The 14,722-nt window shown below is 71.3% G+C and carries 8 protein-coding genes; 4 read left to right on the top strand and 4 right to left on the bottom strand.

Translation table 11 applies throughout. The features are described 5' to 3' along the window. Window positions 1–181 precede the first annotated feature (181 nt). Both gltB and EWH70_RS31745 read left to right on the top strand, forming a co-directional pair. Window positions 182–4,759, top strand: coding sequence for a glutamate synthase large subunit (gene gltB / locus EWH70_RS31750; protein ID WP_130479263.1), 4,578 nt, complete (start codon window positions 182–184; stop codon window positions 4,757–4,759). Then, window positions 4,752–6,260 carry a glutamate synthase subunit beta gene (locus EWH70_RS31745; protein ID WP_130479262.1) on the top strand — a complete coding sequence of 503 codons (1,509 nt, stop codon included), beginning with the start codon at window positions 4,752–4,754 and terminating at the stop codon, window positions 6,258–6,260. Before gltB ends, EWH70_RS31745 begins: the two co-directional genes overlap by 8 nt. A gap of 89 nt (window positions 6,261–6,349) precedes the next feature. Here the strand turns inward: EWH70_RS31745 and EWH70_RS31740 are convergent, their stop codons facing one another. Further along, entirely contained in the window at window positions 6,350–7,543 is a 1,194-nt protein-coding gene (locus EWH70_RS31740) for an alpha/beta hydrolase family protein (RefSeq protein WP_130479261.1), read from the bottom strand. 199 nt (window positions 7,544–7,742) lie between these two features. Between EWH70_RS31740 and EWH70_RS31735 the strand changes: the two genes are divergently transcribed. Beyond that, complete coding sequence (locus tag EWH70_RS31735; RefSeq protein WP_130479260.1) at window positions 7,743–8,672, top strand: trypsin-like serine peptidase; 930 nt, start codon at window positions 7,743–7,745, stop codon at window positions 8,670–8,672. Window positions 8,673–8,682: 10 nt separating this feature from the next. On the opposite strand, the gene EWH70_RS31730 is transcribed toward EWH70_RS31735, so the two are convergent. Continuing rightward, window positions 8,683–9,621: a cyclase family protein gene (locus EWH70_RS31730; RefSeq protein ID WP_130479259.1), complete on the bottom strand. Its 939-nt coding sequence runs from the start codon at window positions 9,619–9,621 to the stop codon at window positions 8,683–8,685. A gap of 5 nt (window positions 9,622–9,626) precedes the next feature. Beyond that, window positions 9,627–11,036 (bottom strand): class II 3-deoxy-7-phosphoheptulonate synthase, encoded by a 1,410-nt coding sequence (locus tag EWH70_RS31725; protein WP_130479302.1) that lies wholly within the window; start codon window positions 11,034–11,036, stop codon window positions 9,627–9,629. A 229-nt stretch (window positions 11,037–11,265) separates the two neighbouring features. On the opposite strand from EWH70_RS31725, the gene EWH70_RS31720 reads away from it, so the two are divergent. Continuing rightward, window positions 11,266–12,156 (top strand): bacteriocin fulvocin C-related protein, encoded by an 891-nt coding sequence (locus tag EWH70_RS31720; RefSeq protein WP_130479258.1) that lies wholly within the window; start codon window positions 11,266–11,268, stop codon window positions 12,154–12,156. 7 nt (window positions 12,157–12,163) lie between these two features. On the opposite strand, the gene EWH70_RS31715 is transcribed toward EWH70_RS31720, so the two are convergent. Further along, a complete protein-coding gene (locus tag EWH70_RS31715) occupies window positions 12,164–14,701 on the bottom strand; it encodes an AfsR/SARP family transcriptional regulator (protein WP_165436497.1) in 2,538 nt (845 codons plus the stop codon). Window positions 14,702–14,722 lie beyond the last annotated feature (21 nt).

The raw sequence follows: 14,722 nt of genomic DNA, 5'->3' as shown, positions 1-14,722 counted from the left end.
AACGATGTCGTTCCCTGCGTTCAGATCGTTACGCTTCGACGTGGTAAATCACTCGTCGAACCGGTGCCAACACGTTTCCGGGATGTTAAAGTCGCGTCAACGAGCGGGCCATCGTCGTCCCGTGCCAGCAAGAACGGGGAGTTTTCCCGCCTGAGCACGACACGACGAGGGAGGTCCCCTGATGATCTTCTCCGCCACCCCCGCCGCCCAGGGTTTGTACGATCCCACCACCGAGCGGGACTCCTGTGGAGTCGCCATGGTCGCCGACGTCCGTGGCCGCCGTTCCCACGGCATCGTCACCGACGGCCTGACCGCACTGGCCAATCTGGAGCACCGCGGAGCCGCGGGCGCGGAGCCCACCAGCGGCGACGGAGCGGGCATCCTCCTGCAGCTGCCCGACGAGCTGCTGCGGGCCGAGGTCGCCTTCGATCTGCCCGAGCCCGACGAGCGCGGCAGGCACCGCTACGCGGCGGGCATGGTGTTCCTGCCGGTCGACGAGGACGAGCGCCGCAAGGCCGTCGAGGTCATCGAGCGTGTCGCCGGCGAGGAGAACCTGGAGGTCCTCGGCTGGCGTGACGTGCCGGTGGCCCCCGAGGACGCTGGCGTCGGCCCGACGGCCCGTTCGGTCATGCCGCACTTCGCCATGCTGTTCGTGGCCGGTCTCGCCGGCGCGTCCGGCGACCGGCCGGCCGGCCTGGAGCTGGACCGGCTGGCGTTCTGCCTGCGCAAGCGGGCCGAGCACGAGACGGCCACCGCCGCCGGGGAGGGTGTCTACTTCCCGTCGCTGTCCGCGCGGACGTTGGTGTACAAGGGAATGCTCACCACCGAGCAGCTGCCCGCGTTCTTCACCGACCTCACCGACGAGCGGCTGGCCAGTGCCATCGCCGTGGTGCACAGCCGGTTCTCCACCAACACCTTCCCGTCGTGGCCGCTGGCGCACCCGTTCCGGTTCGTGGCGCACAACGGCGAGATCAACACGATCCGCGGCAACCGCAACCGCATGCGGGCACGCGAGGCCCTGCTGGAATCCGGCCTGATCCCCGGTGACCTGAGCAGGCTGTACCCGATCTGCTCGCCGGAGGCGTCGGACTCGGCGTCCTTCGACGAGGTCCTCGAACTGCTGCACCTCGGCGGCCGGACGCTGCCGCACGCGGTGCTGATGATGATCCCCGAGGCGTGGGAGAACCACGCCACCATGGACCCGGCCCGCCGCGCCTTCTACCAGTTCCACGCCAGCCTGATGGAGCCGTGGGACGGCCCGGCCTGCGTGACGTTCACCGATGGCTCGCTGGTCGGTGCGGTGCTGGACCGCAACGGCCTGCGGCCGGCGCGCTGGTGGCGCACCGCCGACGACCGCGTCGTGCTGGCCAGCGAGGCAGGCGTTCTCGACGTCGCGCCGGACCAGGTCGTCGCCAAGGGCAGGCTGAAGCCGGGCCGGATGTTCCTGGTCGACACCGAAGCCGGCCGCATCCTGGACGACCGCGAGGTCAAGGCCGGGCTGGCCGACGAGCTGCCCTACGGCGACTGGCTGCACGCCGGCCTGCTGCAGCTGGCCGACCTGCCCGACCGCGACCACGTGGTGCAGAGCCATGACTCGGTGCAGCGCAGGCAGCAGTCCTTCGGCTACACCGAGGAGGAGCTGAAGATCCTGCTCTCGCCGATGGCGGTCAAGGGCGCCGAGCCGATCGGCTCGATGGGCACCGACACCCCGCCCGCGGTGCTGTCCAAGCGGTCCCGGCTGCTCTACGACTACTTCAAGCAGGGCTTCGCGCAGGTCACCAACCCGCCGCTGGACGCCATCCGCGAGGAACTGGTCACCTCGATGGCCCGGATCATGGGCCCCGAGCAGAACCTGCTGGAGCCGGGCCCGGCGTCGTGCAGGCACGTGCAGCTGCCGTACCCGGTCATCGACAACGACGAGCTGGCCAAGCTCATCCACATCAACGACGACGGCGACCTTCCCGGCTTCGCCTGCACCGTCCTTTCCGGACTGTACGAAGTAGACGGTGGCGAGGAGGCGCTGGCCGCCGCGATCGAGCGGGTGCGCCGGGAGGCGTCCGAGGCCATCGCCGCGGGGGCCCGCACGCTGGTGCTGTCCGACCGCGACTCCGACCACCGCATGGCGCCGATCCCGTCGCTGCTGCTGGTCTCCGCCGTGCACCACCACCTGGTGCGCACCAAGGAACGGCTGCGGGTCGCGCTGGTCGTGGAAAGCGGTGACGCCCGCGAGGTGCACCACATCGCGCTGCTGCTGGGCTACGGGGCGGCCGCGGTCAACCCGTACCTGGCCTTCGAGAGCATCGAGGACCTGATCGGCCAGGGCGCGATCACCGGCATCGAGCCGGCCAAGGCCATCCGCAACTACGTCACCGCGCTGGTCAAGGGCGTCCTGAAGATCATGTCCAAGATGGGCATCTCGACGGTCGGTGCCTACACCGCCGCACAGGTCTTCGAGTCGCTCGGGCTGTCCCAGGACCTGCTCGACGAGTACTTCACCGGCACCAGCTCGAAGCTGGGCGGCGTGGGGCTGAAGGTGCTGGCCGAGGAGGTCGCCGCCCGCCACCGCCGCGCCTACCCGGACAACCCGACCGACCGGGTGCACCGCAGGCTGGAGACCGGTGGCGAGTACGCCTTCCGCCGCGAAGGTGAGCTGCACCTGTTCACCCCGGAGACGGTGTTCCTGCTGCAGCACGCGAGCAAGACCCGGCGCGAGGAGGCCTACCGCGCCTACTCCGACGAGGTGCACCGGCTCAACCGCGAGGGCGGCGTGCTGCGCGGCCTGTTCCGCTACCGCACCGAGGGCCGCGAGCCGATCCCGGTCGAGGAGGTCGAGTCGGTCGAGTCGATCTGCAGGCGGTTCAACACCGGTGCCATGTCCTACGGCTCCATCTCCATGGAGGCGCACCAGACGCTGGCCATCGCGATGAACATGATCGGCGGGCGGTCCAACACCGGTGAGGGTGGCGAGGACCCGGAGCGGCTCTACGACCCCGAGCGCCGCAGCGCGATCAAGCAGGTGGCCAGCGGGCGGTTCGGGGTGACCAGCGAGTACCTGGTCAACGCCGACGACATCCAGATCAAGATGGCGCAAGGCGCCAAGCCGGGCGAGGGCGGTCAGCTGCCGCCGAACAAGGTGTACCCGTGGATCGCGCGGACCCGGCACTCGACGCCGGGCGTCGGGCTGATCTCCCCGCCGCCGCACCACGACATCTACTCCATCGAGGACCTGGCGCAGCTGATTCACGACCTGAAGAACGCCAACGAGCGGGCCCGGATCCACGTGAAGCTGGTCAGCTCGCTCGGCGTCGGGACGGTGGCAGCGGGCGTGTCCAAGGCACACGCCGACGTCGTGCTGATCTCCGGGCACGACGGCGGCACCGGCGCGTCGCCGCTGAACTCGCTCAAGCACGCCGGGACGCCGTGGGAGATCGGGCTGGCCGAGACGCAGCAGACGTTGCTGCTCAACGGGTTGCGTGACCGCATCACCGTGCAGGTGGACGGCGCCATGAAGACCGGCAAGGACGTGGTGACCGCGGCGCTGCTGGGTGCCGAGGAGTTCGGTTTCGCCACCGCGCCGCTGATCGTGGCCGGCTGCGTGATGATGCGGGTCTGTCACCTCGACACCTGCCCGGTCGGCGTCGCCACGCAGAACCCGGACCTGCGAAAGCGGTACACCGGTCAGGCCGAGCACGTGGCCAACTACTTCCGGTTCGTCGCCCAGGAGGTCCGCGAGACGCTGGCTTCGCTGGGGCTGCGCACGATCGACGAGGCCGTCGGCCGGGCCGACCTGCTCGACGTCGACGACGCCGTCGAGCACTGGAAGGCCAAGGGGCTCAACCTGGAGCCGGTGTTCGCCGTGCCCGAGCGCACGCCCTACGGCGGTGCGCGGCGCAAGGTGCGCGAGCAGGACCACGGTCTGGAGCACGCGCTGGACCGCACGCTGATCCAGCTGGCGGAGGCGTCGCTGGAGGATGCCCACCCGGTGCGGCTGGAGTTGCCTGTGCGCAACGTCAACCGGACGGTCGGCACGCTGCTCGGGTCGGAGATCACCCGCCGCTACGGCGGCGAGGGGCTGCCCGAGGACACGATCCACGTGCTGCTGACCGGATCGGCGGGCCAGTCGCTGGGCGCGTTCCTGCCCAGGGGCGTCACGCTGGACATGGTCGGCGACGCCAACGACTACGTCGGCAAGGGGCTGTCCGGCGGCCGGATCATCGTGCGCCCGCACCCGGAGGCGAAGTTCGCCGCCGAGCAGCAGGTCATCGCGGGCAACACGATCGCATACGGCGCCACCGGCGGCGAGATCTTCATCCGCGGCCAGGTGGGCGAGCGGTTCTGTGTCCGCAACTCCGGCGCCGTCGTGGTGTCCGAGGGCGTCGGCGACCATGCCTTCGAGTACATGACCGGCGGCCGCGCGGTCGTGCTCGGGCCGACCGGCCGCAACCTGGCTGCCGGGATGTCCGGCGGTGTGGGCTACGTGCTGGACCTGGACGCCGATCAGGTCAACGGCGCGATGGTCGACCTGGTCAAGCCGAACTCGGAGGACCTGGCCTGGCTGAAGAAGACCGTGCAGCGCCACCACGACCTGACCCGGTCGGCCGTGGCGGCCTCGCTGCTCGGCGACTGGCCGCGACGCTCGGCGTCGTTCACCAAGGTGATGCCGCGGGACTACCAGCGGGTGCTGGACGCGGCGAAGGCGGCTCGCGCGGCGGGCCGCGACGTCGACGAGGCGATCATGGAGGAGGCGTCCCGTGGCTGACCCGACCGGTTTCCTGAAGCACGAGCGGGCCGAACCCGCCAAGCGGTCGCACGCCGACCGGCTCGCCGACTGGCGAGAGGTGTACGCCGACGTTGACTCCGGTGAGCGCAACCAGCAGGTGCGTACGCAGGCCACGCGCTGCATGGACTGCGGAATCCCGTTCTGCCACTCGGGGACGGCAGGCTGCCCGCTGGGCAACCTGATCCCGGAGTGGAACGACCTGGTGCGCCGTGGCGACTGGGCCGCGGCCAGCGACCGGCTGCACGCCACCAACAACTTCCCCGAGTTCACCGGGAAGCTGTGCCCCGCGCCGTGTGAGGCGGCGTGCGTGCTGTCGATCTCGCCGCTGTCCGGCGGCCCGGTGGCCATCAAGCGCGTCGAAGCGACGATCGCCGACCAGTCCTGGGAAGCCGGGTACGTGAAGCCGCAGGAGGCGGCGGTGGCCTCGGGCCAGCGCGTCGCGGTCGTCGGCTCCGGCCCGGCCGGGCTGGCCGCGGCGCAGCAGCTCACCCGGGCCGGGCACGAGGTCACGGTGTTCGAGCGGGACGACCGGCTCGGCGGCCTGCTGCGGTACGGGATTCCCGAGTTCAAGATGGAGAAGAAGGTCCTCGACCGCAGGCTCGCGCAGCTGCGGGAGGAGGGCACGACGTTCATCACCGGCTGCGAGGTCGGCGTGGACCTGACCGTGGAGGACCTGCGTGAGCGGTTCGACGCGGTGGTGCTGGCGGTCGGTGCGCTGCGTGGCCGGAACGACACGGTGACCCCCGGTCGGCAGCTGAAGGGCATCCACCTGGCGATGGAGCACCTGGTGCCCGCCAACCGGTACGTCGAGGGCGACGGCCCGGCCGAGATCGACGCCGCCGGCAAACACGTGGTGATCATCGGCGGCGGCGACACCGGCGCGGACTGCTACGGCACCGCGACCCGGCAGGGGGCGTTGTCGGTGACGCAGCTGGACCAGTACCCGATGCCACCGTCCACACGGGACGATGACCGGTCGCCGTGGCCGACCTGGCCGTACATCCTGCGTACCTACCCGGCACACGAGGAAGCGGGCGAGCGCAAGTTCGGCGTGGCGGTCAGCCGGTTCGTCGGTGACGACGACGGCAACGTGCGGGCCGTCGAGCTGCGGCGGGTCAAGGTGTCGCGGGATCCGGAGACCGGTCAGCGGCAGGTTGTCCCGGTCGGCGACGAGGTCGAGGAACTGCCCGCGGACCTGGTGCTGCTGGCGATCGGCTTCGAGGGCGTCGAGCACATGCCGTTGCTGGACGGGCTCGGCCTGGAGCTGACCCGGCGCGGCACGCTGTCCTGCGGCACGGACTGGCAGACGTCGGCCCCCGGCGTGTTCGTCTGCGGCGACGCGCACCGGGGCGCCTCGCTGGTGGTGTGGGCGATCGCGGAGGGCCGCTCGGTGGCCAACGCCGTCGACGCCTACCTCACCGGCGCGTCCGACCTGCCCGCCCCGGTGCACCCCACCGCCCTGCCGCTCGCGGTGGTGTAGTCCCGGTCAGAGCACGTGAAGGCCACCTTCATTACGTGAGACGTAATGAAGGTGGCCTTCACGTGCTTTTGCCCGGCCGGAACTGCGGGTCAGCGCGCGTGGGCGAACCAGTCGCGCACCTTCGGCAGCGACCGGAACCACGAGCCGAAGTGGTCCACCGCTCCCGCGTCCATCACCCGAGCGGGCGCGCCTGAGGAACGCAGGTCGGCCGCGCAGTTCTCGGCGTTGGCGAACGGGACGTCGGTGTCGTTACGCCCCGCGAACAGCAGCACCGGCACGCCCGGCCGCCAGTCCGCGCAGGTGCCGTCGGTGTCCCTGATCACCCGCAGCAGCACCCCGGAGGGGGCACGCAGCCGTGCCATGAACGACTCGGTGAACAGCTCCGCAGGCGTCGCGGGCAGGGCCTCCATGATCTGCCGTTCGCTGGTCTCGTTGTCGAACAGCTTCTCCACCACGGCGGCGTACGGCTCGCGGAACACCTCGGCGGGATCGCGGTAGATCGGGTACAGGCGGTTCATCGAGACCGTGTAGTAGGCCAGGTAGAACATCGCAGACCGCGGGTTGACCCTGCCGTCGAAGATCCCCGGCAGCTCGGCGTGCTCGATGTCGTAGGGACCGGCGATCGGGGCGAGTGCGCCCAGCCGGAAGTGCCGGTCGGCGCCGGAGCGCAGTGCGCGGCCCACCGCCATGGCCGCCTTGCCGCCCTGGGAGAACCCGGTCACCCGCACCCGGGGGTCCAGCCACACCCCCTTGCGCCTGGTGAGTTCCCTGGCCGCCCGCAGCAGGTCGACCGACGCCGTCGTCTCCGACGCGGTGTGCATGTAGGGGTGCTTGCCCGGTCCGGTGCCCAGCCCGAGGTAGTCGGGTGCGGTCACGACGTCGCCGGCGGCGGCGAGCAGCAGGGCGCTGGTCCGGTCGAGGTTGTCCTGCACCGACGCCACGTCGTGCCGGGACGCGCGGGTCCCGTGCAGGTAGGACACGACGTCCAGGCGTCGCTGCGTGGTGCGGGGCAGGACGACCAGGCCGCTCGCCGTCGTCGCCTTTCCGTGGGGGTCGATCGTGCGATAGGTGACGCGGTAGGAGTCGACGCCGTGCTCGGCGCGCTGGCCCGCGAGCGGTCCCTTCGCCAGCTTGCCGGTCAGCTCCTCGGCGGTCAGCCCGCCGAGGTCCACTGTAGACAGCAGCTCGCCGCGTGAGTGACCCGTCGCGGACGCGGGAGTGGCGACCAGCGTCACGGCGAGGGCCGCCCCCAGTGTGGCGGCGAGGATTCTTCGTTTCGTCATGAAATCGAGACTGCCGGTTGCCTGCCGGTTCGGCCAGGGCGCAGACCACCGGTGTGCTGGGGTGGCTGGCCCCACCGCTGCGCCGTCCGGCGCAGTCGTGCCCGCCGAATGCTGGCTTGTCCGGCTGTAATCGGGTACTTACTGTCGGTTTGTTCGATTGGCGTTACGACAATTCACCCCTCAGGCGGAAGGTGGCGTCATGCGAAAACTCCTGCTCGGGCTGGTGGCGGCCGGTCTCGCGACGACGGTGCTCACCGCGCCTGCCGCGGCGGCACCGTCGACCATGCGGGCGGCGGCCGACACCGTCGCGGAAGCCACCGCGGTCGCCGACTTCTGGACGCCGGAGCGAATGCGTTCGGCGATCCCGATGGAACGGCTGCTGAAGCCGGCGAAGTTCGCCCCCGCCGACGTCGCCGCAGGCCTGCCCACGGTGATCGAGCCGACGGCGTTTCCCAACGGCGGTTCCGCGTGGACCGGTGGCGGCGAGGTGACCAAGACCGCCGGGCGGGTGTTCTTCACCATGGGCGGGCGGCAGGCATCCTGCAGTGGTGACGCGGTGACCAGTGGCAACCGCAGCGTCGTCATCACCGCGGGGCACTGCGTCAAGTACCAGGGCGCGTGGCACACCAACTGGATGTTCGTGCCCGGCTACAACGCGGGCAACGCCCCGTACGGCGAGTGGACGGCGCGGGCCACCCTCGCCCCGCCGCAGTGGGTGTCCAATGAGGACATGAACCACGACGTCGGCGCGGCCGTGGTCAACCAGGTCGGCGGCCGGTCGCTGACCGATGTCGTCGGCGGTCAGGGGCTCGCGTTCAACCAGCAGCGCAACCAGCCGATGTACTCGTTCGGCTACCCGGCGGCGGCCCCGTACGACGGCTCGAAGCTGATCTACTGCAGCGGTCCGACGACGACCGACTTCCTGCTGACCCGCGACCACGGCATGCGGTGCAACATGACCGGCGGCTCCAGCGGCGGCCCGTGGTTCCTGCGGTTCGACGAGAGCACCGGCACCGGTGTGCAGGCGTCGGTGAACAGTTTCGGTTACGTGTTCCTGCCGGGCACCATGTTCGGCCCGTACTTCGGCGCCGAGGCGCAGGCCCTCTACAACCAGGCGCAGGCGGCCTGACCCGGCCGGGTCAGAAGGTGGCGATGGGGTTGACCGGGCTGCCGGAGGTGCCCGCGAAGCGGACCGGCGCCACCGCGAGCTGGAAGTCCCACTGGCCGAGTTCGGCGGCCGTCGCCGCGCACCCCTCCAGGTCGCAGTTGTCGAGCAGCCACAGGCCCATCGCGACGAGACCGACAGCGTGCACCGGCATCAGCACGTCGTCGTACCCGGACGGCTGCACGTCCTGAGGGGTGTCGGCGCCGATCAGCGCGACGTCCCGTTCGTGTAGCCACGGCAGGCAGGACACGTGCCAGCCGGCCTGCATGAAGCCGTCCGCCACACCGGCCTCGTGCCGGGCGCGGCCGTAGCCGGTGCGCAGGAGTACCGCGTCGCCGGGGCGCACCCGCACGCCCTGGCGACGCTCGGCCTCCTCGAGATCCTCGGGGAACACACCCTGCCCCGGCTCCAGCCACGGCACGTCGCGCACCCGCGCGATGTCCAGCAGGACACCACGCGTGACGATCCCGTTCGCCGCCGCCGTGACGGCCGCCCACACCGATCCCGTCTCGGCGTCGACCAGGGAGTGCGAGCGCCCGTTGTACATCGTGCCGTCCCAGAACAGGTGACACGGGGAGTCGACGTGGGTGATGGTGTTGCCGTGGAACATGATGCCGAGCCGCTCGTTCGAGAAGCCCCAGCGCCGGTCGTTGCGGAACCCGGGCAGCGGCATGTTCTCGGCGCCCGGCATGTCGGCGGCACACGGGCAGGACGTCGTCGACCGCTCCATCTCCTCCGGCACGGCGATCTCCCACGCACACGACACGCTCCGGCCGTGCCGCACGGCCCGCGCCGCCGCCAGCCGGACGTCGTCGGTGATGTGGTTCAGCGTGCCGAGTTCGTCGTCCTCGCCCCACCGTCCCCAGTTCGACAGCGTGTCGAAGTACCCGAGCACGTCCTCCTGGGTGGGCACCGTGGTCAGGACCGCAGCATCTCGGCGACCAGGAACGCCAGCTCCAGCGACTGCTGGGTGTTCAGGCGCGGGTCGCAGGCCGTCTCGTACCGGCCGGACAGGTCGAGGTCGGAGATGTCCTGCGCGCCGCCGAGGCACTCGGTGACGTCCTCACCGGTCAGCTCCACGTGGATGCCGCCGGGGTAGCTGCCCAGCTTGCGGTGCACCTCGAAGAAGCCCTGGACCTCGTCGACGATGCGGTCGAAGTGGCGGGTCTTGTAGCCGGTCGACGACTCGTGCGTGTTGCCGTGCATCGGGTCGCACTGCCAGATGACCTTGTGCCCGGACGCCTCGACCTTCTCGACGATCGCGGGCAGGACCTCGCGGACCTTTCCGTTGCCCATGCGGGAAATCAGCGTCAGGCGGCCGGGCTCGCAGCGCGGGTCCAGCCGCTTCACGTACTCCAGCGCCTGCTCGGGCGTGGTGGTCGGGCCGATCTTGAGGCCGATCGGGTTATGCAGCAGCTCCGCGAACGCGATGTGCGCGCCGTCCAGCTGGCGGGTGCGCTCGCCGATCCACAGGAAGTGCGACGAGAGGTTGTACAGCTTGGGCTGGGCCGCGTCGGCGTTGTCCAGCCGCAGCAGCGCGCGCTCGTAGTCGAGCAGCAGGGCCTCGTGGCTGGCGAAGATCTCGGTGGAGTGCAGCGAGGTGTCGGTGACACCGCAGGCCGACATGAACCGCAGGCCGCGGTCGATCTCGGCGGCCAGCGCCTCGTACCGCTCACCGGCGGGCGAGGTGCGGACGAAGTCCTTGTTCCAGTCGTGCACCTGGGCGAGGTCGGCCATCCCGGCGCCGGTCAGCGCGCGGACCAGGTTCATCGCGGCGCCGGCGTTGGCGTAGGCGCGGATCATCCGGCCCGGGTCGGGCACCCGCAGCTCCGGCTTGGCGACCAGCGAGTTGACGATGTCGCCCCGGTACACCGGCAGGCCGAGCGAGTCGGTGGTCGCCGAGCGCGGCTTGGCGTACTGCCCGGCGATCCGGCCCACCTTCACCACCGGCAGGCTGGCGCCGTAGGTCAGCACGACGGCCATCTGCAGCAGCGTGCGCAAGTTGGCCCGGATGTGCGGCTCGGTGTTCGACTCGAACGTCTCCGCGCAGTCGCCGCCCTGCAGCAGGAACGCCTCGCCGTTGGCGACCATCGCCAGCCGCTGCTTGAGCCGGTCGACCTCGGTCGGCACCGTGATCGGCGGGACGCTCTCCAGCACCGTGCGGACCCGCCTGGTCAGCTCGGGATCCGGCCACTCCGGCTGCTGCGCGGCAGGCCGGGCCAGCGCGTCGTCCAGCTTGTCGCGCAGGTCGGGGGCCAGCGGCGGCAGTTCGGGCAGGGTGTCGACGGGGACGTCGACCGTCCACGAGGTGGAGCTGTGGCCGAGCAGAGCGGCCGCGACGGCGTCGTGTGGGCTGGACACGCGCCTCAGGCTACCGCCTCCGAGCCGCCCCGCTTGCGTTGACCTGCGCCCCTGGTGACCTGGCTCTCCCGGCACAAGGACTTTGCAAGCGGGTGAGCTTACAGTCGCCCCGTTTTCGTCACACCGGGGAAATGGGGACACCGTGGGGTCGAGATGGATTCTCGCGTTCGATGGTTCGTGTGGTGCCTGCCGGAGGATGTCGGCCGCGGTCGCCGAGGCCAGCGGCGGCAGGCTGGAGATCCTGCCGCTGACCGATCCGGACGTACGGGGATGGCTCGGCAACGACGCGCCCTGGGAGCCCACGCTGCTGCGGGTCGACGGTGCCGCCGTGCGGTCCTGGACCAGGCTCGGGATGGCGCTTCCGCTGGTGCGCAGGCTGGGCGTGCGGGCCACCGGTGCGGTCCTGCGTGCTCTCGGCCAGGTCCGGCACGAGATGACCCGGCGCCACGAGCCCGCCGGGATCGACCGCAAGCAGTTCCTGCGTCTCGGTGCGGGTGTCGTGGTGGCCGGTGGGCTGGTGCTGAGCGGCAGCACCCCGGCGTTCGCGGCGAATCCCTACGCCAAAGCCATAGAGTGGACGCGGCGCAACCGTGACGCCCTGCCGGCCACGCTCGACGAGTTCACCAGGTACAGCGCAACCTACCGGCGAGCCATCCACGCCGAGCTGGCCCCGGCCGTGCGCAGCCGGCTGTGGAGTGAGCACGTGCGGCGCTACCGTGCCGCGCACGCCGGTCTCACGGCCGAGCAGTCGGCGGTGCTGGACCGGCTGCGGGACTTCTTCGGCGATCCGGCGAACCTGCGGTTCGTCGATCCCGCCGAAGCCGAACGCATCGCGCGGATCGACGCCCTGCGAACGGCCACCGAGTCCGCCTTCGGTGAGAGCGGGGCCAGGACGCTCCTCGTCGACCTGGGCGGCCCGACGGCTCAGGCGCCGCTCGGCTACTGCCGGTGCAGCACGGCCAGTGACTACTGCTCCGCGACCTCGGGCGGCCACTGCGTCCAGACCTCCGGTCCGCTGTGCACCGTCACCCCTCCCGGTTGCGGGTTCGGGGGGCTGTTCGTCTGTGACGGCCTCTGCTTCCCCTGACGGCCGGTCATCCGGCGAGGGTCAGGCAGGTCCTGGTCCGGTCGGCCAGCTCCGCGGCCACCGCGAGTTCCCGGTGGCCGTCGGTGCCGCCGAGGACGTCCACCGCGGCCTCGGCCCAGTGCAGTGCCTCGGTCGGCCTGCCGAGGCGGTCCAGCGCCAGCGCCATGCCGGTGTGCGTCAGCCCGCGACCCCAGCTCTCGCCCAGCCGCAGGTAGACCTTGCGGGCCTGCCGGTAGTGGTTGAGTGCCGCGGCGGGCTGACCGAGGTACAGCGACAGCGCGCCCAGTGCGCACAGGGTCGCGGCCTCGTTGACCGGCCCGTCGGCGGCGCGGAACAGCTCGAGGGCCCGCAGGTGGTACTGCCGTGCCTGGTCGTACTGCCGCTGCCACGCGCACAGCACGCCGATGTCGCCCAGAATCGCGCCCTCGGTCAGCATGGCCGTGTGCCGCCCGGGGCACGGCCAGGCCAGCGGCGCGGCGAGCATGCGCCCGATGACGTGCAGGCGCCGGAACGACGGGCCCAGCCGCGACCACGGGATGCGCCTGCCCGGCCGGGACAGGTCGGTCAGCGGGATGCCGACCCGGGAGTTGAGCAGGCCCAGCCGTTCCATCTCCCGCCAGCGCAGTGCCTCCTCGGGCGTGCCGAACGTCCGCGGCGTGACACCGGAGGGCGGCGGGCCGAGCGGAAGCGGCCGCGCCGAGGGGAACAGCGTGCGGTACAGGTTGTGCTGCGTGTGCGTCAGGTAATGCAGGACGCGCTGCACGGCCGCGCGACGCCCCAGGGCGGGCTCCTCGGCCCGCAGCCGGTCCATGGCGTAGAGCCGGAGCAGCGCGTGTAGCTGATAACGGCCGAAACTGGGTTGTTGCAGCATGTGCACGTCGACGAGGCTTTCCAGCAGGGCCTCGGCACGGCCGGGGTCGACGCCGCTCGCCGCCGCGGCGTAGAACGCGTCGAACTCGCTGTCCAGGTGCAGGCCGAGCATGCGGAAGAAGCGCCGCTCCTCCTCGCCGAGGTGCGAGTAGCACAGCTGCAGTGCCGACGTGACGCCGAACTCCGGCCCGGTCAGTTCGGCCAGCCTGCTGGTCTCGTCGCGCAGCCGCTGCGCCAGCTGCGCGACACTCCACGCCGGCCGCGACCGGAGCCTGCCCGCCGCGACCCGGATGGCCAGCGGGAGGTGACCGCAGATCTCGACGGCCTCGGCCACCGCTGCGGGCTCGCGTTCCGCGCGGTCGGCGCCGACGATGTTGCCGAACAGGGTCTCGGCGTCGCGGGCGGGAAGTGGTTCCAGGCTGAGCGTGCGCGTTCCGTCCAGTTCGGACAGTCGGCCGCGGCTGGTCACCAGCACCACGCAGTCCCGCCCGGCAGGCAGCAGCGGGCGGACCTGGGCGGCGGAGGCCGCGTCGTCGAACACGACGAGCGCACGGCGGTCGGCCGTCATCGAACGCCACAGCGACGCGCGTTCCTCCTCGGTCGCCGGCATGCTCGACGGCCGGACGCCGAGTGCGCCGAGCATGATCTCCAGCGCCTGCTCCGGCTCGTGCGGGCGGCGTCCCGGCGTGTGCCCGCGCAGGTCCACCAGCAGCTGCAGGTCCGGGTGCCGGCCGGCGAGCAGGTGTGCCGCCCGCAACGCCAGCGCGGTCTTGCCGACGCCAGCCATGCCGTCGATGGTCCAGATGACCGGCCCCTGCCCGCCGTCGTCGGCGGTGAGCCTGGCCAGTTCCGCGGCCCGTCCGGTGAAGTCGGCGACGCTGCGGGGCAGTCCGCGATGCGGCCGGGACGCCTGGTCGTGGCGGCTGTGCAGGGCGGGGTCGTCGTTGAGGATCTGCTCGTGCAGGGTGCGCAGCGACATTCCCGGCTCGATGCCGAGCTCGTCGACCAGGGCGTCGCGGGTGTGCCGGAACACGGCCAGCGCCTCCGCGGACTGGCCGCACCGGTGCAGCGCCAGCATCAGCTTGCCTGCCAGCGGCTCGCGCATCGGCTGTTCCCGCCACGCCACCCGCAGCTCGGGCAGGATGTCCTGGTGCAGGCCGAGCCGCAGGTCGATGCCGAGGCACTCCTCGTGCGTGCTCTGCCAGAGGTCCTCCAGCAGGGTGGCCTTGGTGTCGGCGAACACGCCGGGCACGCCGGACAGGATCGGGCCCGCCCGCAGTGCCAGCGCCTGGCGCAGCACTGCCCTGGCCGTCTTCAGATCGTCGGCGTCGACGGCCCGCTGGGCCCGCTCACGCAGTGCGTGGAACTCCTCGACGTCGAGCTCGGCCGGGCTGACGACGATCCGGTACCCGTCGGCAACGGTGGTGATCCGGTCCTCACCGGCGCTGGCGCCGGCCAGTGCCCGGCGCAGCCGGGAGACGTAGGAGTGCAGCGTCGACAACGCGGACGGGGGCCGCTCGTCGCCCCACACCGACTCCACCAGCAACTCCGACGGCACCACCTGACCGTGCCGGAGGAGCAGCGAGACGAGCACCGCCTTGGTCTTCGGCCCGCCGAGCGGCACCACCCCGTTGGGCCCCTGGACCTCGACAGGTCCCAGCAAACGGAATCTCACAACAGCCCCCATACCCGAACA

The organism is Amycolatopsis suaedae (genome assembly GCF_004214935.1).
Taxonomy (GTDB): Bacteria; Actinomycetota; Actinomycetes; order Mycobacteriales; family Pseudonocardiaceae; genus Amycolatopsis; species Amycolatopsis suaedae.
This window is presented reverse-complemented; position numbering and strand designations above follow the sequence as displayed.